Annotated in this window: 20 protein-coding genes and 1 pseudogene; 13 read left to right on the top strand and 8 right to left on the bottom strand. The window is 30.1% G+C overall.

Features of this window, described 5'->3' with window-relative positions; all coding sequences use genetic code 11:
* Positions 1-74: 74 nt before the first annotated feature.
* The 4 genes from K7H06_RS18225 to mutT all read left to right on the top strand — a co-directional run bounded on the left by K7H06_RS18225 (position 75) and on the right by mutT (position 2868).
* Positions 75-719: a cobalamin B12-binding domain-containing protein gene (locus tag K7H06_RS18225; RefSeq protein WP_246637572.1), complete on the top strand. Its 645-nt coding sequence runs from the start codon at positions 75-77 to the stop codon at positions 717-719.
* Positions 719-1720 carry a uroporphyrinogen decarboxylase family protein gene (locus tag K7H06_RS18220; RefSeq protein WP_223037435.1) on the top strand — a complete coding sequence of 334 codons (1002 nt, stop codon included), beginning with the start codon at positions 719-721 and terminating at the stop codon, positions 1718-1720. The genes K7H06_RS18225 and K7H06_RS18220 overlap by 1 nt, the downstream gene beginning before the upstream one ends.
* A complete protein-coding gene (locus K7H06_RS18215; protein WP_223037434.1) occupies positions 1717-2355 on the top strand; it encodes a hypothetical protein in 639 nt (212 codons plus the stop codon). Before K7H06_RS18220 ends, K7H06_RS18215 begins: the two co-directional genes overlap by 4 nt.
* Before the next feature lie 129 nt (positions 2356-2484).
* Positions 2485-2868, top strand: coding sequence for an 8-oxo-dGTP diphosphatase MutT (gene mutT / locus K7H06_RS18210; RefSeq protein ID WP_223037433.1), 384 nt, complete (start codon positions 2485-2487; stop codon positions 2866-2868).
* Positions 2869-2918: 50 nt separating this feature from the next.
* Here the strand turns inward: mutT and K7H06_RS18205 are convergent, their stop codons facing one another.
* Together K7H06_RS18205 and K7H06_RS18200 are read right to left on the bottom strand one after the other, a co-directional pair.
* Positions 2919-4343, bottom strand: coding sequence for a sensor histidine kinase (locus K7H06_RS18205; RefSeq protein WP_223037432.1), 1425 nt, complete (start codon positions 4341-4343; stop codon positions 2919-2921).
* A 2-nt stretch (positions 4344-4345) separates the two neighbouring features.
* On the bottom strand, positions 4346-5047 hold the full coding sequence (locus K7H06_RS18200) for a response regulator transcription factor (RefSeq protein WP_223037431.1): 702 nt from the start codon (positions 5045-5047) through the stop codon (positions 4346-4348).
* Between the two features lie 160 nt (positions 5048-5207).
* Between K7H06_RS18200 and K7H06_RS18195 the strand changes: the two genes are divergently transcribed.
* The 7 genes from K7H06_RS18195 to K7H06_RS18170 all read left to right on the top strand — a co-directional run bounded on the left by K7H06_RS18195 (position 5208) and on the right by K7H06_RS18170 (position 16377).
* Positions 5208-6431, top strand: coding sequence for an HlyD family secretion protein (locus tag K7H06_RS18195; protein ID WP_223037430.1), 1224 nt, complete (start codon positions 5208-5210; stop codon positions 6429-6431).
* A 23-nt stretch (positions 6432-6454) separates the two neighbouring features.
* A complete protein-coding gene (locus K7H06_RS18190) occupies positions 6455-7135 on the top strand; it encodes an ABC transporter ATP-binding protein (protein WP_223037429.1) in 681 nt (226 codons plus the stop codon).
* A gap of 15 nt (positions 7136-7150) precedes the next feature.
* Positions 7151-8362, top strand: a complete 1212-nt coding sequence (locus K7H06_RS18185; protein ID WP_223037428.1) for an ABC transporter permease — start codon at positions 7151-7153, stop codon at positions 8360-8362.
* 48 nt (positions 8363-8410) lie between these two features.
* Positions 8411-8533 carry a hypothetical protein gene (locus K7H06_RS21445; RefSeq protein ID WP_281426018.1) on the top strand — a complete coding sequence of 41 codons (123 nt, stop codon included), beginning with the start codon at positions 8411-8413 and terminating at the stop codon, positions 8531-8533.
* A gap of 210 nt (positions 8534-8743) precedes the next feature.
* The gene (locus tag K7H06_RS18180) at positions 8744-12202 is read left to right on the top strand and encodes a helix-turn-helix transcriptional regulator (protein ID WP_223037427.1); all 3459 of its coding nucleotides are present in this window, start codon (positions 8744-8746) and stop codon (positions 12200-12202) included.
* A gap of 169 nt (positions 12203-12371) precedes the next feature.
* Positions 12372-12617, top strand: a complete 246-nt coding sequence (locus K7H06_RS18175; RefSeq protein ID WP_223037426.1) for a phage tail protein — start codon at positions 12372-12374, stop codon at positions 12615-12617.
* Positions 12618-12657: 40 nt separating this feature from the next.
* Positions 12658-16377: an S-layer homology domain-containing protein gene (locus tag K7H06_RS18170; RefSeq protein WP_223037425.1), complete on the top strand. Its 3720-nt coding sequence runs from the start codon at positions 12658-12660 to the stop codon at positions 16375-16377.
* A 246-nt stretch (positions 16378-16623) separates the two neighbouring features.
* Here K7H06_RS18170 and K7H06_RS18165 read toward each other — a convergent pair.
* The 4 genes and pseudogenes from K7H06_RS18165 to K7H06_RS18150 all read right to left on the bottom strand — a co-directional run.
* Positions 16624-16857, bottom strand: a pseudogene (locus tag K7H06_RS18165) (transposase); the annotation flags it as partial.
* Between the two features lie 211 nt (positions 16858-17068).
* Positions 17069-17326 carry a hypothetical protein gene (locus K7H06_RS18160; RefSeq protein ID WP_223037424.1) on the bottom strand — a complete coding sequence of 86 codons (258 nt, stop codon included), beginning with the start codon at positions 17324-17326 and terminating at the stop codon, positions 17069-17071.
* Positions 17327-17361: 35 nt separating this feature from the next.
* A complete protein-coding gene (locus K7H06_RS18155; protein WP_223037423.1) occupies positions 17362-17595 on the bottom strand; it encodes a hypothetical protein in 234 nt (77 codons plus the stop codon).
* A 523-nt stretch (positions 17596-18118) separates the two neighbouring features.
* Positions 18119-19585 (bottom strand): leucine-rich repeat domain-containing protein, encoded by a 1467-nt coding sequence (locus K7H06_RS18150; RefSeq protein WP_223037422.1) that lies wholly within the window; start codon positions 19583-19585, stop codon positions 18119-18121.
* Between the two features lie 414 nt (positions 19586-19999).
* Between K7H06_RS18150 and K7H06_RS18145 the strand changes: the two genes are divergently transcribed.
* Both K7H06_RS18145 and K7H06_RS18140 read left to right on the top strand, forming a co-directional pair.
* Positions 20000-20170, top strand: a complete 171-nt coding sequence (locus K7H06_RS18145; protein WP_223037421.1) for a DUF362 domain-containing protein — start codon at positions 20000-20002, stop codon at positions 20168-20170.
* A gap of 390 nt (positions 20171-20560) precedes the next feature.
* The gene (locus K7H06_RS18140) at positions 20561-20902 is read left to right on the top strand and encodes a polysaccharide biosynthesis C-terminal domain-containing protein (RefSeq protein WP_223037420.1); all 342 of its coding nucleotides are present in this window, start codon (positions 20561-20563) and stop codon (positions 20900-20902) included.
* 234 nt (positions 20903-21136) lie between these two features.
* Here the strand turns inward: K7H06_RS18140 and K7H06_RS18135 are convergent, their stop codons facing one another.
* Both K7H06_RS18135 and K7H06_RS18130 read right to left on the bottom strand, forming a co-directional pair.
* Complete coding sequence (locus K7H06_RS18135; protein ID WP_246637571.1) at positions 21137-21595, bottom strand: VOC family protein; 459 nt, start codon at positions 21593-21595, stop codon at positions 21137-21139.
* Positions 21596-21736: 141 nt separating this feature from the next.
* Positions 21737-23848: a methyl-accepting chemotaxis protein gene (locus K7H06_RS18130; protein WP_223037419.1), complete on the bottom strand. Its 2112-nt coding sequence runs from the start codon at positions 23846-23848 to the stop codon at positions 21737-21739.
* Between the last annotated feature and the right edge of the window lie 649 nt (positions 23849-24497).

The raw sequence follows: 24497 nt of genomic DNA, 5'->3' as shown, positions 1-24497 counted from the left end.
ATGAATACAATTAAAGATAAAGATTTGACCGGGTGGGTATGTTACCTAAATTTTTATAGGAAAGGAGAAATCAGGTGAAGGGTTTACTAAAGCAGATTTCAGATTGTATTGTCCATATGGAGGAAGATCAAATAGAAAATTTGATTATAAAAGCTGTAAATTCTGATGAATTAGATATAGAAAATATTTATAAGAGTGGACTAAATGATGGTATGAATAGAGCATTAGAGTTATTTGAAAATAAAAAATATCATCTACCAGAAGTGATTGTTTGTGCAGATACTTTAAATAAAGGACTTGAAGTATTGAAAACTTATGGAAAAATCAATCAAAAAAGTAAAGGAAAAATAGTTTTTGCTGTCGTTAAAGGAGATACTCACGAAATAGGGAAAAACATTGTAAAGATCATGCTTGAAGCAGGTGGATATGAAGTCATTGATCTTGGGGTAAATAGAGAGCATAAGGATATTTTAGACATTGCTTTAAAAGAAAAGGCACCTGTTATTGCACTTTCATCTATGATGACCACTACTAGACCACAGATGAAAAAATTAATCGAAGTATTAGACGATATGAAAATAGAAAAAAGACCGTATGTTATCATTGGTGGAGGTTGTATTACTCAAAATTATGCTACCCAAATAGGTGCAGATGGCTATTCAGAAAATGCACCAAAGGCAGTAAAACTAGTAGAACGATTAATGAGGGAGGGAAAATAATGACTTTATTAGAGTATATTAATAGTGAAAAAAGAGGATTTTTCCTTCCTGACATGGGAACAAATGGACTATTTTTAACACGTTATAAAGCCTATGAGGTATATGAAAATCCTCAAAAGCAATTACAATTAGCAAAGGTGATGGATGAAACCTTTCCATCGGATTTTATTTATTCCTTTTGTGATGGGATTATATTTTGTGAGACCTTAGGACTTGAAATATTAAAACCAGAGGATGATTTTCCAAGTGTATTAAATCATCCAATGGTAGATAGTGAAGCGTTAAAAAAATATGAAATCCCAGATCCATATACAAGTGGGAGGATGCCTGTAAATCTTGAGAGCTTATCACTAATAGCAAAAAACATAGACAAACCTCTTTATGTTTCTATACAAGGGCCCTTTACACTAGCAGTACAGCTTGCAGGAGCTACACAGCTTTTAAGGAGTATCATTACAAACCCTGAATTTGTAGAGAAATTATTAGCTTTTACTACAGAAACCGTAAGAAGATATAGTGTAGCCGTAAATAAAGCAGGTGCAAAATATATATCTATATCAGAACCTGGAGCAGTTACTTTAAATCCAGAAAGGTTTAACAAATATGTTGTACAAAACGTAGAAAAAATCTATGGGGATTTGACTTGCTGGAAGGGGATGCATATCTGTGGGGATACTTCTGAAATATTAGACAATATGTTAAGCTGTAGTTTAGATGCTGTAAGTTTAGATCAGATCATGGATTATGAAAAAATAAAGGATAGAATTCCTAAAGAGATTGTATTGATCGGGAATCTTGACCCTATAGACCTTTTAGGAAATGGAAAACCAGAGGATATAAAAAAAGAAACCGTCAAGCTTATGAAGGCTATGAGAGAAAATGATAATTACTTATGTGCTTTTGGATGCAATTGCTTAAATGATACTCCTGTAGAAAATCTACAGATGGCAATCAAAACAGGAAGAATGTCTTATGAAGAGCTAGATGGGATTAAATCATGAAGAACATAGGAAAAATTCATATAGATAAAGATAAAGTATTAAAGTTTTTAGGATATGGACAAAGAAAACCTCCTCAAATTATACAAAAAAAACTTAATGAAGAATGTGAGGGGGTATATCCCTTCATAAAACCACAAATACACACAAAAATTTTTAAGATTATTCATAAAGATAATCATCAAATAACCCTTGAAAACAATTATGTATTAAAAGGAGAATATGCTTTTAATCAATTAAAAATATGTGAGCGTGTATGTGTAGCACTTTATACTATAGGAAAAGAGATGGATCATAAAATAAAATATTATGCAAATAACAACGAAATGATGAGAGGGATGATCTTAGATAAAATAGGTGTTGTAGCATTAGATGATATAAAAGAGGGAATAAAGTTAAAGCTTTTAAAGGAAGTAGCTCCTCTAAAAATATCTTCAGAAATATATCCTGGTGAAAAGGACTTCTCTATTTTTAATCAAAGAATTATATTTGATTTATTGAAAGATGAGAATATGCATATTTGTATCAATGAAGAGTATCAGTTTTTTCCTATTAAAACGGTAGGGGTTATTTTTGGACTAGGTAGGAAAGCGCATAATAGGGATTTATGTGAAAGCTGTGAGAATAAATGTTTTTAAAAGGATAAAAATAAATAGTAGAGGAACTTGTTAGAAACTATTGATTGATGAAGATACAAAGGATATTATAAATATTAGCTAGTTTTATTGAGGTTGTAAATAAAAGTATTTGATAAAAGGGTGAAAAAAATGATTCATGTAGTAGCAGGGATTCTCATAAATGAAAAAGAAGAAATATTGATTGCTAAGCGGAAAGAAGAAAAGCATTTAGGTGGATATTGGGAGTTTCCAGGAGGAAAGATAGAAGCTGGAGAAACACCAGAACAAAGCTTAATCAGAGAACTGAAAGAAGAAATGCATATAGAAATAAAGATTAAAAATTATTTTGGAGAAAATGTTTATGAATACCAAAGAGGAATGATAAAGTTGATAGCCTATACTTGTGAGATTGTTAAAGGAAAAATTATACTGACGGATCATTCAGAATATAAATGGGTAAAAAAAGAAGATTTAAACCAATATGAATTAGCTCCAGCAGATATTCATTTTGTGAACCTCTTATGTGAAAATTAGCAAAAAGCACTATGAATTTTAGTATTCCTAGTGCTTTTTTATATAAAGTTTTAAAAAGGTAAAGAAAAATAAAAAGTAGTTCCTACATCTACTGTACTCTCTACCCATATCTCTCCACCATGAGCTAATATAATCTGTTTGCAAATAGCTAATCCTAATCCGGTACCCCCATGTTTTTTTGTTCTAGACTTTTCTCCTGTAAAAAAATGATCAAAAACATAAGGAATATGCTCTGATGGAATGCCACTGCCGTTGTCTTTTATAGCAACAATAAAAGAATTATTTTCAGCGATCGTAGACACTTGAATCAATCCTTTATCAGGAACATATTTTTTAGCATTTTCAATGATATTTAATAGAACTTGTGCAATTCTTTTTTTATCACATTTTACTTGAACAGATGGAATAGGGTGATTTACTCTAAAAGTAATGGGAAGATCTTTAAATTCCATTTCAAAAGAAGCTAATATTTCTTTAAAGATGATTTTACTATCTGCTACAACAAAATCCATTGGAAATTTACCGATTTCAAGTTGAGAGAGGCAAAATAAATCTTGTATTCTTTGATCTAATTCATCTGTCTTATTTTTGATAACAGATAGATAGCGATCTTGTTTTTCTTTACTTGTAGCAAGTCCTTTTTCTAATGCTTCTACATAGCTTTTAATAGAAGTAATTGGAGTTCGTAAATCGTGAGAAATGCAAGCAAACAACTCTTTTCTTGATTGCTCATATTTTACTTTTTCTTCAGAAGAATCTTTTAGCTGGATTCTCATATTATCAAAAATTTTACAGAAATTACTGATTTCATTCTTTTCATCATAATCTACTTTTATATCAAATACTCCTTTTGAAATACCTTCTGCAGATAAATTTAAAGCTTTTATAGGTTCAGAGATACTTTTAGATATTTTGATAGAGAAAAACAATATTAACCCTATTAAAATTAAAAAAGACAAAATTAATATGGATAATGTAATATAAAAGTATTTTTTAAAATAAGAGTCTACATCTACCTTCATCGTAATAAGAGCCGTACCTACTAGTTGGTCATTGATATATATTTCTTCAGAGGTTTTGTAATTAGAATCTTCCTTAAAGGATTGAATCGTTTTTTTATCAACCATCATATTTTTAGAAAGTGCTTCTTTGTCTAGAGCATCAAATAAGAGCTTTCCTTTTGGATCTACTATTTGAAGATTAGATACGTATTTTTGATTTGTAGAGAATACTTTTTGATAAAAGGTTTCATAATCTTTAATCATAGAATAATTGTCTTCAATTTTCAAGCGAAGTTTATCTATAGAATACATGATATGGTCTATATTATCTATTTTTTGATTATTTAACTTTATGTCAGAGGTTAAATAATTTTTCACTATAGTTGAATTCTGTATAACAAAGAATAATCCAATCATAATAAGGATAGGGATGATTAAGGATAAGGTAAAGCTTAAGAGTATTTTCTTTTTCATAGTTAACTCCTCGAAAATTTATAGCCTACTCTCCAAACGGTTTGGATATATTTAGGAGAAGAAGGATCTTTTTCTATTTTTTCTCGAATTTTTCTGATATGAACCGTAACGGTATTGATATCTCCATAATCATTATATCCCCATACGTGATTGAAAATTTGTTCCTTTGTGAGTACTCGATTTTCATTTAATATCAAATATTTAAGGAGTTGAAATTCCTTTGCTGCAAAAGGAATATTTTCGCCATGGACAAAAATGGAATGCGATTTAAAAGAAATTTGAATATGATCAAAGGTATAAGTATCTTCATTTTCATTGGATATAGATTTTGAAAATGTGGTGTATCTTCTTAAGTGAGATTTAACTCTTGCAACTAACTCTCCTGAACTAAAAGGTTTTGTCATATAATCATCTGCACCAAAACCAAGTCCTAAGATTTTATCTGTATCTTCTCTTTTTGCACTGAGCATGATGATAGGAACAGTAGAGTGAGTACGAATGGTTCTACATACTTCCATACCATCTATTTTAGGGAGCATAAGATCCAAAATAACTAATTGCGGGCTGTGCTCGTTGAAAGATTTTAGAGCCTCTTCACCATCAAAGGCTAAAAACACTTTATATCCCTCTATTTCTAGAAAATCCTTTATAATTTCACCAATTTCAATTTCATCATCTACTACTAAGATTTTTTCATCTCTCATTTTACCGACCTCCTTATGTCATATCATATCATATCAAATCAAATGGTATTTTGTAAGATTGAATGAAAAATACTTAATAGTTTCTTAAGGGTTTCATAACGGTTCTATAAGCTAGGGAGCGTATTATAAATATAAGAAAGATCACTGGGAGGGAAATAGGATGAACAAAAAAATAATAATAGGTGTGATAGGTGCACTTGTAGTAGTTATGTTGGCAGCTCTTGCTTTTGGAGTTAAAACTGCAGGAGCAAAAGGGAAAGAAGAAAACACACAACAAACATTAACAGTAGAAAAAATGGACTTAGAAAGTAATATATATACAAACGGAACAGTTACTACAGATGAAGCAAGAAAGATTAATTACGATGGAACAGGTGTTGTAGAAAAGGTATTTGTAAAAGAAGGAGAAATCGTAAAAAAAGGCCAAGTTCTTGCGAAATTAAAATCTGATCAATTAGAAAATAATATTCAATTGAAAAAGATTCAAATTGAAATTGAAAAATCTAAATTAGATCAAATGGTTAAAGAAGGAGATCAATCTCTAAGTATTGCTCTTGAAAATGCAAAACTTCAAATGGAAGAAGCAAAAAGAAATTATGAATCAAACAAAGCTTTATGGGAAGCTAGAGCCATTAGCAATACAGAATTTGAAAAATTTAAAACAGCTTTTGAGCAAGCTCAGAACAATTTTAATGAAGCTGATTTCAAACTGAAAAATTCAAGTAATCAATCGAATATAGCCATTCAAAGAAAAACGATAGAAACTGCCAACTTAGAGTTGAAGCAATTAGAAAAAGACCTAGGAAAAACAACGATTAAAAGTAGTATAGATGGAACAGTAACACAAATAAACTTAAAAGAAGGGGTAGCTTTTAAAAGGGAAGATTATATGTTTTATGTACAGAACTTCAAGAAAAATGAAATCGTTGCAAATATTTCAGAAGCGGATATTAATAAGGTAAAGGTAGAGCAAAAGGTAAAAATTACAGGAAATTCAATTACAGGAAAAACCTTATTTGGTAAAGTTATAAGAATTGCTCCAGGGACGAAAAATATTGCTGGTAAAAAACAAGCATATGTGGAGATTCGAATTGCTCTAGACGAATATATTCCTGACCTAAGAACAGGATTCTCAGTAAACTTAGTATTAAATACAGCGAGTAAGAAAAATGTAAAAGCTGTAAAATTCGAAGCAATTAGTTCAGACATTGGAGGAAATAAATTTGTAAATGTAATGAATAAAGATCAAAGTGTAAGAAAAGTACCTGTGGAGATTGGTGTAGAAGGAGATGTTTATGTAGAAATTATTAGTGATGTAGTAAAGGTAGGAGATCAGTTATTGATGAATGAAGATTATACAAAAATTCAAGAAGAAACATTTTAGGGATAAAAGAGGAGGCGGTTCATATGATTAAGATTACAGATTTGAAAAAAGTATATAAAACAGGAAGTCTTGAATTTGAAGCTTTAAAAGGAATCAATCTGCATATAAAAAGTGGAGAGTTTGTAGCCATCATTGGACCATCAGGCTCTGGTAAATCTACTTTGATGAATATTTTAGGATGCCTGGATGCTTCTTCTGATGGTAAGTATATATTAAATAATAATGATGTTTGCGTAATGAATGATGAAGAATTGGCAAAAATCAGAAACCGAGAAATCGGATTTGTATTTCAGTCCTTTAACTTATTGCCTAAATTATCCTCTCTTCAAAATGTGGAGTTACCTTTAATATATTTAGGAGTACCACTGAAAGAAAGAACTTTAAGAGCAGAAAAATCTTTAGAGAGTGTAGGATTACTAGAAAGAAAAGAGCACAAACCCAACGAATTATCTGGAGGGCAAAGACAAAGAATCGCTGTTGCGAGAGCCCTTGTAACAGAGCCATCTGTAATCCTTGCAGATGAACCTACAGGGAACCTAGATTCTAAAACAACAGATGAGATTATGAATCTTTTTAAAGAATTAAATCAAAAAGGAAATACGATTGTAATCGTTACCCATGAACCAGAGATTGCAGCTCAAGCGAAAAGAGTGATTACGGTGAAGGATGGTTTTATCGTTAGAGATATATACAATTATGAATAGAGAAGAGGTGATTCTATGAATATATTAGAAAGTGTAAAAATGGCCATCATTTCCGTTCGTGCAAATAAGTTAAGAACATTGTTGACCATGTTAGGGATTATCATTGGAATTTCTTCCGTTATTACATTGGTAGCTCTTGGAAAAGGCAGTCAGAATTCCATGACAAAAGAATTTAAAGATGGGGGTGCCAATAAAGCTATCATATATATGAACGAAGAGGAAGTAACCAGTGAAGAAATGAATATGGATCATAGTGATTTAAAAGCTATCAAAAGAATTTATGGGAGTAAACTGGAAGCAATATCTTTTAGCCAAGGATTATCTGGTTCTCTGACTTTAGGAAGAAAAACTTATCATATAAATTTAAGTGGTGTTGCGTCAGATTATAATAAAATTGAAAAAATGACCATAAAGAAAGGACGATTTTTAGTACCGAATGATATTTCAAGTCAAAGATATTCGGCAGTCATAGAATCAAAGATGGCAGAAAAGTTTTTTAAAGATACAAATCCTTTAGGGAAAAGAATAACTTTTGATGTGGATGGACAAACCCTTTCATATGTTGTTGTTGGCGTATTTGAAAAACCAAAGAGTTTTATGAGTATGGGTGGAGGAAAACAAACATTTAGTCTATATGCACCTTATACGAATTTAGAACAAATTACAGGGGAAACAACTTATGGTGCCATAGAAATGAACGTAAAGAGCGGACAAAATGTAAAAGAGACGGTAAAGAGTGTTGTAAATTTAGTAGAAAGAAGACATGATATCGTAGGAAAAAAGAAATACATGATTTCTACTTCTGAAGGTATGATGAAAATGGTCAATAATATTACAGGAAAAATGACTGCATTTGTAAGTGCTATTGCTGCTATTTCCCTTTTAGTTGGTGGAATCGGGATTATGAATATTATGATGGTATCTGTTACAGAAAGAACCCGTGAGATTGGAATAAGAAAAGCGATAGGAGCCAATAAAAAAGTTGTATTAATTCAATTTTTAGTTGAATCTGTTATTGTTTCAGGAATGGGAGGGCTAATAGGGATTACATTAGGTTCTGGATTAGCGTATACCATTGGAAAATTTATTAAAATAACACCAAGTATAACTTTAAGTGTTATATTTATGGCATTTGCATTTTCTTCTGCTATTGGCATATTCTTTGGACTGTACCCAGCTAATAAAGCTGCAAATTTAAATATTATTGATGCTTTACGATATGAATAAGATCCATGGAAAAATGTTAGAGGGGATTGTAGCGAAGATGAAAGGTGCATGAATGTTATTACTAAAGAATCTATGAAAGATTATTATGCATCTATAAAAAATGTGTTAAGAATAAAAACGATGGATGATTTAGATGAGTATGTATCAAGGATTAAAGTGAAAATGAATTAAAAATTAATTTCTAAACCGATAAACCGTAAACTTATTTACATTTAAAGGAAATGAGTTTGCGGTTTATTGCAATTAGTGATTAAAAGAAAACCTACAAAAAGTAGAGCGTAAAATAGGAATATGATAAAATTAAAGCATCATTTAATTGCTAAAAGAATACTATATACTTATTGAAAAACTATAAAATCTTAATGAACGAAGGTGTAAACGATGAATCATATTGATACAGTAATAGGAAGAGAAGAACTAAAAAATCAGATAAATCAATTATACAAAAATATCAATAAAAATGTACTATTAGTAAAAGGTTCATCAGGAATAGGAAAAACTTTTGCCATTAGGAATATATTAAAGACCTACCCTAACGTAAAGGTCATTACATGCAAGCAAAACCACCAGTATATAATGGAATTTACGCTAATCAAAAACTTAATAGATAAAATTATGGAGCAAATACTCGTCCTACCTACAAAGAAATTTAATCCATTAATCTATCAAATAAAAAACACTCTCCATACAGAACTTGAATATATTGCATATTTTGCAGATACTGTTTCAAAAATCTTTAAAGACACAAAAATCAAGCAAATAAAAGATTACACTCGTCAAAAATATAAGATTAGAAAAGCTGTCAACAACTTTGTAAAGCTTATAGTAAATACATTAGGCAATATATGCATTCATTTAGACGATATACAATGGGCTGATGAGAATTCTCTCGATATGATAAAAGCACTAATAAAGGATAAGTCAATTAACGCAACCTTTATACTATCCTATAGAGACGAATTTACTCAATTATCAAAAGAAGAAAAATCATATGGCGTAGTAGAGCTATGCCCATTAAAAGAAACAGAAGTTAAGAAGATAATAACAGAACGAACAAGTAAAGATATTATACACTCTGATTACTTAGCAAGATACATTTACAGTATTACTCTTGGAAATCCATTTTATATTACAAAAGTCATAGATGAATTTAGATCGAAGCAAATTATTGAACATAGTCATGATGATAGATATATAGTACATATAGATAAGCTAACAAAATCAAATATTTCCGAAAATGTAAATGAAGTTATGCTATCAAGAGTTTTAGAGCTAAATAATAATGAAAAATTATTCTTAGAATATTTATCATGCTTTGGTGGTGATATTTCTAGGAGATACTTTGAAAAAATATTTAGCCAAAAATCAGATACAATTATAAAAAGTCTTATAGAAAAATCTTTTATATTCATCACAGACGAAAGATACAGCTTTACCCATGATATTATCTTTGAATATATCTATAAAAACATAGATAGCAAACAAAGAGAGCATATCTATTATGCCATAGCAAAAGATCTAACAGAATTTTATAAAACAGATAAAAACTTATGGTCACTATTGGTGACAGCAATTATGAATAGTAGAAATATAAAGTGGAGCAAGAAAAGAACAAAAGAATGGTTTTATATCTTAAGTGAAGCTTGCCAGCATAATGTGAACTACAAAAAAATACGAGAGATTCTAATTACTTGTAAAGAAATAATGGACAAAAACACGAATTTACACAACAACGAAATTTTATTTAAACTGGCAAAGTGTCACTACTTACTAGGTGATTTGGAGAGTGCCAAAAGCATATACGATCAGATGAAAGAAAGGTCAAGTGATAAAAATCACTTACTTAAAATAGAAGATGAACAAATGAATATGTTTGCTTATACAGGAAATCACAAAGAAGCTATGAACACAGGTATTAAAATGCTAGAAATCCTTGGTTTTGAATATAACATAAACAACAAGGAAGCTTTGATAGCAAGCTTTAATGACTTCAATACTTTGGATAACTTAGATACATGGGTTTGTAAAGATGAAGCTGAAAATGTTATAGACGAACAATATATACTATACAGAATGATACCATCTACAAAAATATTATGTCAATCACACTTTCAATATAGTTTGCTATTAATCTCAAACCTAGCCCTCAAAAAAACAAAGAGCAAATACAAGTTGTTTGCATTGACATCCTGTTCTTTTATAATGTTCAATTTACTTCATAATTATAAAATGGGAAAACAACTTTCAGATATTGTTATGAACAATATAGATTTTAACAGTGAAGAAGAGTTTGTTCAAGAAACCATAGCTTTCTATTTAACATTTGTACATCATTGGTCGAACGATATTTACCAAACCATACAACTTTTAGAAAAAAATAATCTAACTTGCTTAGAAAAAGGCATTATTACTCATTTTGAATATAGCCTAGCATCTCTTATGTTTGCTTATTGTATAACAGGCAAAAATGTCTCCGAGGCATCACTTGCCATAAGGCAGAGGATAGAAATGCTTGATATAACCTCAGTAGAAGGAACACATTTTATCAATACCTATGTAAATTCAATATTTGATAATTATGCTAAAGAATTAAAAATCAAAAAAGCAATAACGTTATCATCAGAGCAAATAAAAATTGAAGCTATGGTAGGCATCTGGTTTAGTATTTTAGCCAGTTACATAAATAACCATATAGAAAAAGTGTATAGGGCGATTAAGTTATTGCAAAATCATTTTGTAGAAGTAAAAGGACATATAGCCTATATCCAAATGATTTTTATTACAACACTGATTATGCTCGAATATCATAAAAACTTAGATAAGGGTCAACAAGCAATAGATAAAGCTATTATTGATGAAAATAGAATATTTTTAGAAAATACAATAAGTCATTACGAAAAAAATCATTTAGCCAGATACTACTTTGTTAAAGGCATGTATGAAAAAGTATTTGGCGATAAAGAATTATCAATAGGTTATATCAACAAAGGTATATCAATAGCAAAGAAGAAATCCAATCATCTGCTTTTAGTCATAGGAAACAGATTAGCAGAAATATGTAACAGTATACCTGAATTAAAAAGCTTTTATTCATCAGAGGGGACAAAAGCTCTTCAAAAGTATATTTCAAATGATGATGAAAATGAAAAATTTCAAAACAGTGAAGCTGAAGAAAATACAAGTGGCTATTTAATATTACAAGCTATGCAAAACATGGATGAAAATGAAGCCTTTAAATATTTTCTTAATAGTATTGTTGAAAGTAGCTTATGTAACTATGCTTGTGTATTACTTAATGAAAATAATACCTATAAATTAGCCTATGAAAAAAAAGAAAATATGCCAGCAATACATTATTTTCCATATAGGGCTATAAAAGATAACTCATCTATTGACAAGGAATTACTAATCATGTCAAAAAGGCTTTCAGATACGATTATAAAAAATAAGAACAGCGATAAAGAAAAACTTATTATCATCTTACCGATACAGGTATTTGGAATAGAAATAGGTATATTTTATATAGAAGCAATTAGCCATAATAAAGATAAAATAATAGATTTAATTCATCTAGTCTTACCATATCTAATATATAAACTTGATGGTATAAGTAACTTAAATACTGATAAAAACTCAGACAACTATAACAATGTACTAACCCCTAGAGAAATAGAAATCCTAAAACATTTATCAAAGGGAGATTCTAACCAAAAAATAAGTGAGATAGAATTCATATCCGTAGGAACAGTAAAATCTCACCTGAATAGTATCTATACAAAGCTTGGCGTAAATAACAGAAGAAAAGCAATCATTATGGCAAAAGACCAGCATATCATTTAAGTAAGATAATTGCAGAATAACCTTTAATTGATTCATAACAGACAATCACAATCCCTTTGAAAAAAGGGATATTTTTTTATTTTTTTTTTTTCAAAATATAACTTTCGGTAGAGGAAATCGAAAAAATATTTAGCTATAATGATAAAAAAAGATAAAGGAGAGCGTGTAAATGGTTAATATTGGTGAAATAAAACTCTTTACCTATGATGATGTACCTATGGGTTTCTTTGAGTGTGATGGGAGAAAGCTAGAAAAAAGCAAGTATCCCAAACTCTATATGATGATAGGTAGTAAGTATGGTACTTGTGAAGATCTATATTTTTGTTTACCTAACTTGAAAGATGATACACCGAAAGGTATGAAATATTGTATTGCTTATATGGGTGAAATACCAAGTATTGAAAGTAAGGGATAGTAGTTTATTTTTGTTTTGTACCTTGAGCAAAGTGAAAGGAATGGATATAAAGATGAAGAAAAACAATCAAATAAGAAGCATATCCTATATGGTTATTTTAATTGTATTGCTTTCATTTGGATGGATGCAATCTGATGGGAAGATGACAAGTGTTGCCTACGCGGAGACAGCTGTTGAACTCTCAAATTTTGAACGGGTGTTAAAGGATTTCGAGGAGGCTTATACAATTTATGATGCGTATGAAGTCATCGAAAATGCAGATTTTCGCTATCTTACGGACGAAAATATATACGATTTATTGTCTATTACCTATAAAAAGCCAAGATGGCAACAGCCAGATCGAGGAAAAACCGTAGAAGATGTAAGGCTGCTTCTTGCAACAAAAGGAGGTTGGATATATCGTTTTGCAGATAAAGCTGTAAAAAATGGTGATACTTCACAACCAACCTATTATCTCTCTTATAAATGGCCTGATAATCATGGTTTTATAGAAGGCACTGAAAATTATATCATACTACCTGTAGATACATTGATTGATCGGTACGGCTATCCGGGTGGCTCCTGTTTATGGCAAGAGGGCGTTGCTTATAAAGAACGAAGTTTAACACCGGGAACAAAAGAAACGAAACCTTACTTTATTTATAAAGTAATAAAACCATTTGAAGTACGATCGGGTAAGATTCAACCTTGGTTTGGTGTGGGAACAGGTAGTGAATTCCAATATTACTTGGAAAGGAACAATGTACAGTATTATCTGAATAATGGTTATTTAGAAGTTGTTAGTGATAACGATATAACAAGTTTTGCATTAAATGAACAAACAGGGAAAGCTACCATCAACCCAAGCAATCATACAGTAAATATAGAGGTAGCCAATGGAACAGATGTAACAAATCTAGTCCCAACAATAGGCATAGTATCAAAAGCAACAATTAATCCAGCAAGTGGGGTAGCTAGAAATTTTAGTAGTCCAGTGACCTATACCGTAACAGCAGAAAGTGGAACTCAGGACTGGGAAGTAACAGTATCAATAGCCCCCAGCAGCATAGCAAGCTATACACCAGTAACCTTATCCCAAACAGGAGATGTAGCCCATAATAATGTACAGTATAAAACAGCAAGTGAGGTAATATCTGCATTACCATCGGATATAATAGTAACCTTAGAAAATGGAAGTACAGAGAATATACCAGTAAGCTGGGCAGATACAGATGGATATAATGCAAAAGTAGCAGGTAACTATACCTTCACAGCAACATGGGGGACACTGCCAAGTGGAGTAGATAATGATGATACAATAATTGCTCCAAGCTGTGAGGTAAATGTAGCCCAAGGAACATATACCAATGCTGAAGCTCCAGTAATCACAAACAATATAATAGGTCAAATAGGAGAGAGTATAATGTTAGATGTCTCAGCAACAGTAAGTGATGGAGGAACAATCAGCTACAAGTGGTATAAGACCGATAATAAAAACAAATCAAATCCACAGCCACTTTCTGTAACCACAGCAGTTTATGCAGTAGATACAAGCAGTGTAGGAATCAGCTATTATTACTGTGAAGTAACCAATACAAACAATAGTGTTAAGGGAAATAAGGTAGTAAAGGTAGATAGTAATGTATCACAGGTAACAATCACAAAAGCCACATTAAGCTCCAACAGCATAGCAAGCTATACACCAGTAACCTTATCTCAAACAGGAGATGTGGCACATAATAATGTACAGTATAAAACAGTAAGTGAGGTAGTATATGCATTACCATCGGATATAACAGTAAATCTAGAAAATGGAAGTACCGCAAGTGTACCAATAAGCTGGATAGATACAGATGGTTATAATGCAAAAGTAGCAGGTAACTATACCTTCACAGCTACATGGGGAACATTCCCAAGTGGAGTAGATAATGATTATAATATATCTGCGCCAATCTGTGAGATAAATGTGGAACAAGGGACATATACTGATGCAGAAATGCCAAACATCACAAACAATCTAACAGACAAAGCAGGTCAAATAGGAGAGCGTATAACATTAGACGCAGCAGCAACAGTAAGTGATGGAGGAACAATCAGCTATAAATGGTATAAGACCGATAATAAAAACAAATCAAATTCACAGCCACTCTCTGTAACCACAGCAGTTTATGCAGTAGATACAAGTAATGTAGGAATCAGCTATTATTATTGTGAAGTAACCAATACCAATAATCGTGTAAGTGGAAATAAAGTAGCGAAGATAGATAGCAAAGTATCACAGGTGACAATCACAACAGCTCCACCAAGCACCAACAGTATAGCAAGTTATGCACCAGTAACCTTATTTCAAACAGGAGATGTAGCACATAATAATGTACAGTATAAAACAGTAAGTGAGGTAGTATATGCATTACCATCGGATATAACAGTAAATCTAGAAAATGGAAATACAGCAAGTGTACCAATAAGCTGGATAGATACAGATGGATATAATGCAAAAGTAGCAGGTAACTATACCTTCACAGCAACATGGGGAACATTCCCAAGTGGAGTAGATAATAATAATAATATATCAGCACCAAGCTGTGAGATAAATGTGGCTAAAGGTAGCACAGGTGGAGGAAGTAGCTCAAGAGGTAGCAGTAGTAATTATGCCCCAGTACAAAAAACACCTACTGAAAAATCTAATGATGAAATTAAGAAAGCAAAACCAAATGCGCAAGGAATCATTAGGGTAAGTGTAGAGGCAAAGTCAACCAGTAAAGGTAAAACAACTTTTAGATTACCAAATAACTTCCTAGGAAACAAAGCATCTGTGGAGCTAACAGTAAAAAATAAAGATTTACAAGTGACCTTGTTAAATGAAATGTTTACAGAAAAAGAAAAACAAGTAGAGTTGATTATGGAGCCAACAAATAAAGAAGAATTAGGCTTATCCGAAGAAGAAAAGAATGAAATAGGAGAAATGACAGTCTATAACATTTCCTTAAAAATAAACGGTAAAAAAGTAGACTGGGAAGGTGATGAAGAAATAGCTATTACTATTAACTTAGATGACAAAAAAAATAAAGACGGTCATAAATTTGTAGCCGTATATTACGACCGAAAAGGCAATATACAAATACTAAAATCAAGCTGCTATCAAAATGGTAAACTCTATTTTACAACAAAGCATCTAAGTGATTATGGCGTAATGTATGTAGAACCAACTTTCAAAGACATAGAAAATCACTGGGCAAAAGAAGGCATAGAAGCCCTAACAGCAAGAGATATCATAAAAGGAGTAAGCAAAGATGAATTCAAACCAGAAAAAGCTATTTCAAGAGCAGATTTGGTTACATTGATGGTAAAACACTTTGAATTTAAAAGCAAAAGCACAGAAAACTTTACAAGTGATAGTGAGACAGTATTTGATGATGTAGATTCTAGTAAATACTATGCAAAATCAATAATGGTAGCAAAAGAAATAGGCTTAGTAAAAGGCTGTGGTAACAACATGTTTAAGCCACTAGAACCTGTCAGCAGACAAGATATGATGGTAATACTACAAAAATGCATAGAAATATCAGGAGAATATCCTAATATCAAACCAACAGATAAATCATATCTGAACTTTAGTGACAGTAATGATATATCATCCTACGCTCTAAAAAGTGTAGAACTGATGATAAACAGTGAAATAGTAAAAGAAAGGTTAGACGGAATATATCCAAAAGAAAACGCAACCCGAGCAGAGGTAGCTCATGCTTTATATAATATAATGAAAACCAACATGAAATAACAGTTATTTAAAAATTAATTTCTAAACAGATAAACCGCAAATTTATTTACATTTAAAGGAAATAAGTTTGTGGTTTATTATAGTTATCCCAGGATTATCGATGTAAATATTACATTCAAAAAGTTTCCTGAAATGGCTCTTTGTATTGGTACACGGTAAACCATACGTACCTCGTATTTAATCCCCATTTTTGAGATAATCAATCTAGGCTTTGAAAAACTAGTAGTTTTCTAAAGCAATTACATTTAACTTTCTTTCAGAATTTATGTTATATAGAGCGGCTAAAAGCATTATCTTTACTAAAACTACTGGATCTATAGAAGGTCTTCCAGTAGATGAATACAATTTTTTTACTTTATCGTAGATAAACGAAAAATCGATTCTTGCATAAATCTTCCTAAGTAAGTGATTTTGCACGACTAATTTATCGAGATTGCAGGCACATGTTTTAAATTCTTTCTTTGTGTTTTTTCTTAGCATTCTGTCATTCCTAGGTAAAAAAATAAGAACTAGATAAAATCTAATTCTTATTTTAGCTTAAAATATTGAGTTTTTCACCACGCCCTTGCATTGTGTTGCACTGAGATTACTTAAAATTTTATATTAACATTTCGGATTAGCGATGTATCTAAACTGGTCCCTTCTAGTCTCACTTCGTAGATGGTGTTTTCATCCAGTGAAAAGATGTCTGCTAATGTTTTGTTATGTGATCAATCCTAGTTTCTATATTTTTTAACTGATTTAAAATCTCTTTTTTAAAAGCTAAATCGTTTTCCTTATTTTTCTGAATCGCCTCAAATAAAATAGTGGATGTTTGGGTTGTTTTCTTTATAGAATCTTTAAGCGATTTTCTCTGTATTAATATGGCTGGAACAATAGTAACTATAAATACAAATGTTAATATACACAACATAATAGTATCAAAATCTAGTATATCTATTGAAAACATAAACTTTACTCCTTTCTTTAAGTTGAGTATTTTAGTTATTTAGATAATTTGTCGTTTATTCTTTCTAAACACTCTAGTATTTCTTTTTTTATTGTTTTATCTTCTTCTGATACAATCTTTGATTTTCCTACTATTTCTTCAAATTGTTTTGTGGTGTCCTCTATAATTTTTTTATGTCCTTTTTTGTACATCAGTATTAGTATCAGAAGAACAAACATACATAATCCGCAGAATAAAACAATCATAGCGTTATAAAAACTTGGTGGCATAAACACTCCTCCTAATCATTTTTTATTAACTATTTTATTAATACATAAATCAACTTCTCTTATTTTAACATTATTTATATATATTGGATATAATTTCATGTAGTTATAAGTCGAAAGTATCACAATGTTATTTTTATTGCATAGTAGCAATCTATATTTTTTATAAAAACCTGTTTTAACATAACTTTTGTGGGTACATATAAAATATACAAAAGAAAGGGAGATGATTAAAGAAACTAGAATTTCTAAGATTTTAAAAATCAAACAACTTAAAGAAATTTAGATAAAAGGGGTGAGTCCACCAGAGTATGAATGATTTGCAATTAAATACAGAGTAAAAAAGACAACTCTATTAAGATCAGTAAAAGAGTTGTTTTTTTATGTTTTTGTTTTAATTTAACAGAATTTATGGGAGTAGTGCATTGAGGGGGAATGTTATAATATCTGTTTTTGATGGATTTGAATTCCAATAAAACTGATTATTGTAATTCAAAAGAATTATTAATAAGTTATATCTTGATTTTTAATTGATGTAAGGGGTTATATCTGTAATGTTAGTTTCACTTAAACTGAGACACTCCAAATGAACAAGACTTTTAATTGGATCTATACTATTTAGTTCATTGCAACGTAAATCTAAGACTTCTAATTGAGTAAGTGTTGATAAAGGATCTATATCTGTAATGTTAGATTGATATAAAAGTAGAGCCTTCAAATTGACAAGATTACTAATTGGTTCTATGCTATTTAGTTCATTGTAATCTAAATCTAAGGTTTCTAATTGAGTAAGTGACGATAAAGGAGTTATATCTGTAATCTTATTTTGGCCTGATTCTAAAGTTCTTAAATGAACAAGATTACTAAGGGGTTCTATATTACCTATTTTATTATCGTACAAACATAGATCTTCTAATTCGTTAAGTGACGATAAAGGAGCTATATCTGTAATCTTATTTGCACTTAAGGATAAATTTTTTAAATGAACAAGATTACTAACGGATGCTATATTATCTATTTCATTATGGCTCAAATCCAAATCTTCTAATTGCGTAAGTGTTGATAAAGGTGTGATATCTGTAATTTTATTGGAAGATAAGTCTAATTTTTTTAAATTAATAAAACGACTAATTAACTTTACACTATTTATTTCAGTATGGTTCAAATCTAAATCCTTTAATTGAGTAAGTAATGATAGAGGAGTTAGATTTGTAATTTTATTATAAGATAAGTTTAATTTTTTTAAATTAACTAATTTGTTAAGATAGGATAAATTTGTAATTTTACTGGCAGATAAGTTTAATTTTTCTAGATTAATAAGATTACTAATTGGTTCTATACTATCTATTTCATTATAGTACAAATTCAAATCTTCTAATTGAGTAAGTAATGATAAAGGTGTTATATCTGTAATTTTATTGGAAGATAAATCTAATTTTTTTAAATTAATAAGACTACTAATTGATTCTATACTATTTATTTCATTATAGTACAAATTCAAATCTTTTAATTGAGTAAGTGTTGATAAAGGCGTTATATCTGTAATTTCATTGAAAGATAAGTTTAAATTTTTTAAATTAACTAATTGATTAAGTGAGGATATATCTGTAATGCTATTTTCAAATAAGTCTAATTGTTTTAAGCTAACAAGATGTTCAATACCTTTTAAATTTGAAATATTGGATCTTGCAGCATATAAATATTCTATATTTTTTACATCATTACTATATATTTGTCCTTCTGGTTTACTTATAGTATCTCTAATGATATTTTCTAAATTTTTATCAGCAAAGTCTATAACTATATTTGTGTTATTAGCACTGACGAACATTGAATCCTTGTCAGTAAATTTATGATTTACGCTTACTGCCTGTATGCTATTTACACTGTGATCACTTGATGCATAGGTTTGATTCACAGGTACAAGTACTATCGTTAATAAAATCATAAATAAAACTGTGCATAAAAATATTCTTTCTGTATTCTTTTTCAATTTAATCACTCCTTTTTATATGGACTAAGTATTATAATAACATTTTTGTAAAATATTATCATGAACTTCTATGATATTCTACTTTAATTATCATAGATTCTAATATCCTGGATTTGATTTAGAAGTTTTGTTATATAACTGAATGTTTATTCAGATACATAACAACTTACAATAGTTAGAATCTACTTTGTACTCTATGACAGCTATTATTCTATTGGCTTAACAAGTACGCTCACATTTATAGACATTCTCTTTTTCTCAATAACTATATAGTGATAATCATTATATATCTGCACTTTTAGACAATTATTTTTATTTTTTTGTTGTTCTTATACTTATATTTTGTTACGATATAATCCAGTTAAAGATAACGTAAATACTTAATGAAAATAAATTTTATAGGAGGATTTTATTATGGCTTATGTAATTAAAGATGCTTGTATTAGTTGTGGAGCTTGTGAACCAGAATGTCCAGTAAGTGCAATCAGCGCTGGAGATGACAAATATGTAGTTGATGCAGGAGCATGTATTGACTGTGGTGCCTGTGCAAATATTTGTCCTGTAGATGCACCAGTTGCAGAGTAATTTAAACGAATACATAAAAAAACAATGCCCTATTCTTTGGATGAGGGCATTATTTTTTTGTATTAAAGTTTCGTTTTCTAGAAGAATGATCTCTTATACAACATAATTATATATTCCAGGGATATAGATAATTTTACAATTTGAAGTATAGTTAAAAAGCTCCAATCTAGGAGCTTTTTATGTAACTATATTTGCTATTGTGTCCCATTGAGTTTGAATATTTTAGCCACTTACTTTGCAGTACATGACATTTATTATGTCATCACCTTTTTTTACGTGAATTGTAAGTATATTCCTTGATTTTCCAAAATATTATCTATATACTTGTGTATGTATTATATTGGAAATTATATTTTGGTAGAAATTTAAATAAATCAAATGGAGATCTATATGAAAAACAAATCTTTTTTAAATGGTGCATTTATTTTAGCTGCAGCTATAGGAACAATAACAGGGTACCTTATTGCTTTACTATTGAATTATAAAGATATTAAAAAATATACTAAGATTAAATTTAAAGTCAATGATATTTTTATAAAACCTATAGTGTCTGTAATAGGTATGTCACTTGCCGTATTCTATATATTTAACTATCTGAGTGGAGTACTTAATAGTAATACTATAGCTACTTTAATATCTATATTAGCAGGGGCTATTGTATATGGTACGATACTTCTTTGTGTTGGAGGTATAAAGATAAAGGATGTTTTAATGATTTTTAATAGGAAATAGAAATAATTTTTAGGGATACTAACTAATTTCATATATCAAGTTTGTACTTCATAGATCTATAAAAAATATATAGAACCAACGATTCTCCAAATATATGCTTAGATAACAGTAAAGCTCCTGGATTCAGGGGCTTTACGCATACAATAGAATTACCATGGTGTCACTTTGCTTAAAAATGTATATTAACGTCTCTAAGATTTGTGATGTGGCTTCATATTATATATGTGAAGTTTTTTATTTTCTCCAGTTTTGAATTTCGATAAAATTATCTTCAGGGTCTTTTGCATATACAACTGTTAATATTCCAATACCTTCATATTCATTCTCAATCATTTCACCAAATTGCTTTCCACCATATTTAATTAGCTTGTTCAACACATCTTTAACTGAATCTACTTGAAAAGCAATATGGCCAAATCCTTGGTGATTTATTTGAGATTCGTTATTTCTAAGGTTGTCAGGAATATACTCAAAGATTTCTAATGTTGGTCCATTATCATATCCTGGTAAACTAAGATGAATTCCTTTAATCCTCACATTGTCAATAGTAGTGATCTTATCTATCCATTTACCTGAAAGATCTCTTTCAGGGTATATAGGTTTACAATTAAAAACATCTATATAAAATGCAGATAGTTTTTTCCAGTCTTTTGCAATGATATTTGTATGAACATATTTGATAGGAGTATTCATTTTTTTCCCTCTTTTCATATAATTTAAGCTGGTGCTGAGCACCAGCATATTCCTATCTTCTCATTTACTTACTATATTTTATTCTAATAAAGGTTCTTTTATGCTCTATTGATTTAGTTACAATCCCATAAATCTTTTCTTTTAATATTTAAATTTAGTTATTCCTTCTTGCATTTCTTCTGCTAATTTGGCTAATGATTCACTGGCATTAGCGATTTCTTCTATAGATGCTGTTTGCTCTTCTACAGAGGCAGAAGCTTCTTCTGTTCCTGCTGCATTTTCTTCTGATATGGCAGAGAGATTTTCAATAATTCCTATCATTTCCGTTTTCTTATCCTGCATTTCCTTTGAAGATGCGGTGATATTTTGGATTATGTGTTTCATTTTTTCAATTGCATGGTCAATCCCTTCAAATTTTTCTTTAGTAAGTTCCACGCTTTCTGATTGAGATGCAACAATTTTTCCTACCTGTTCCATGGTTTTTACTGCATCTTCTGTTTTATTTGTCAATTCTCCAATAATCGTAGCAATTTCTTCTGTGAATGCATTAGATTGTTCTGCTAGCTTTCTTATTTCATCTGCTACAACAGCAAAACCTTTACCTGCTTCTCCTGCTCTAGCTGCTTCTATTGCTGCATTTAATGCTAATAAGTTTGTTTGCTCTGCGATATTTTTAATCATCTGGCTTGCATTTTCTATTTTTTCTGCGTTTTCATTGGTATTGATAATAACTTCATTTACTTCACCAGCCGCTGCATTACTTTGCTTTGTCTTTTTCACAAGATCTTCTAAAACTTCAAAACCTTGATTTTTTAATAGATCTACTTCTTTAGTTGATATATTTAGTTCATTTACAAATTGCTGCTCATTTTCTATTAATTCTCCTAAATTATTAATGTGCACTGCGCCTTCTTCTGTATTTTTTGCTTGATCATTAGCGCCCATAGCTATTTCTTCAATAGTTCTTCCTATTTCTTCTGCTGCGGTAGCTGACTGTTGACTAGTAGCTGTGAGTTCTTCTGATGAAGCAGCCACTTGTTGTGATAAATCTGATATATTTTTGATTAAATCAATAAAATTCATCTGCATAGTTGCTAGTGCATTTGTGATGGCTCCTATTTCATCTTTTCTGTTTAAATATTTTGTAGCTTTTGAATCTTGATCAAAGGATAAATCATATTTTGATAACCTATTGATAATATTGGACAAAACCTTTATTGGATCTGTTATTTTTTTAGAAATTACATAAACAATACTGATTAAAATCAATAGACCTAATAAACTAATTAGTATAAGCATTTGTATTAACTTGTCTATTTTATGTGTTACTTCTTTCACAGGTACAATGGTTGCAACAGACCAAGCTGTCTTTGTTTTACCGATGGTTATTGGAACATATTGTATATAACTTTCCTCATGATTATCTTTTGATTTTTCCATAGTGTGGAAATGTTGACCTGATTTAATTGCTGCTATAACTTCTTTTTTATTTTCCATATCTAGATCTAAAACATTTTTTCCAATGAGTGATTCTTTTTTGTGGGTAACATATTTTCCTTCATTAGACAAAATGACTCCATAACCTGTATCAAATAAGTTAATTTTATCACTGATTTCTTTTAATTTTTCTAAAGAGACATCAACACCTGTAGCTCCCACGACTTTCCCATTGATTGTAATGGGTACTACAAGTGAAGTCATTAATATGTTTTTTCCATTTATTTCGTATGAAAAAGGCTCTAGTATTGTTTCTTCACCAGACTTTTTAGCTAACAAATAATAATCGCCAGTTCCTGATAAATTATAGTCTTTACAAGGAATACTTTCTATATTATTTCCATTCCAGTACCAATAGGGAATAAATCTTCCTGTTTCATCATGATTATTTGTATTTTTGAACATCTCATCTTTTTCATCTAATGCATTTGGTTCCCATACTGTCCATAGGCCTAAAAAATTAGGATTTTCTTTTAATATATTTTTCAACATGGCATTCATATTTTGTCTATCTGCATTCCCATTTTTTTTGAGCCCTTCAAAACTTTTTGCTAAAGTTCGTGCAATATTCATTCCCGTTTCTAACTCTTGCTGTACTTTTTTTGATGCCACAGCTCCTTGTAACTCAGTTTCTTTATATGCATTTTCTATTGAATTATTTCGTGTATTGACTCCTACAACGCCAATAATTGTAGTTATGATTAATACGATACTTATGGAAATACTTAGTACTAGTTTACTTTTAATTGAATTCATTCTATTCCTCCTTCTATTTTTCAAAATCTTTCTTAACGTTCAGAAAAATCTTTATGTTCAATTGAATTCTACATTTTCTGCCATTTTCCTTCTTTTTTCGGCATCTCTATTCTTATCCATTTTTTACTAAATTTGAGAAATCGATTAGTTTAAAAATTTTTATATATTTAGGCAATAATCAAGTTTCTGGATTACTCTAAGGGCTTTTAGATTTTTGAAATTTTTTTTAATATACCCGTTTACAAATGGTGTACAGATTTCGTTTGTATATAGTGTAAGAAGAAATAAGCTGGCGAGAGTTTCTTACAACGATTATAAAAAACAAATGAAAAGGAAAGATTTATTATGGCTAAAGAAGATTTAAGAGGACTTACTCTGGTAATAGATACTCATGTGAACCCGTATGGACAATTTCATCTTAATATGAATGAAAGAATCCCAATATTATGATTTTACATATTGGGATTTCTTTACATTTGCTTTGCAGTACATGGCAGCTTCCGTGTCACTATCCCTAGAGGAATGCTCAAAAGGATTTAGATAGATATAGAATGTAATGAAAAATATTACCAATATTTGAAATTTAAAAATAAAAACGAATATTGCAGAACTATGTAGAAATATGACATAATTATATATACATGGATTT

Source organism: Crassaminicella profunda (assembly GCF_019884785.1).
GTDB lineage: Bacteria > Bacillota > Clostridia > Peptostreptococcales > Thermotaleaceae > Crassaminicella > Crassaminicella profunda.
The sequence above is the reverse complement of the archived record's forward strand: the minus strand, read 5'-3'. Positions and strand labels throughout refer to the sequence as shown.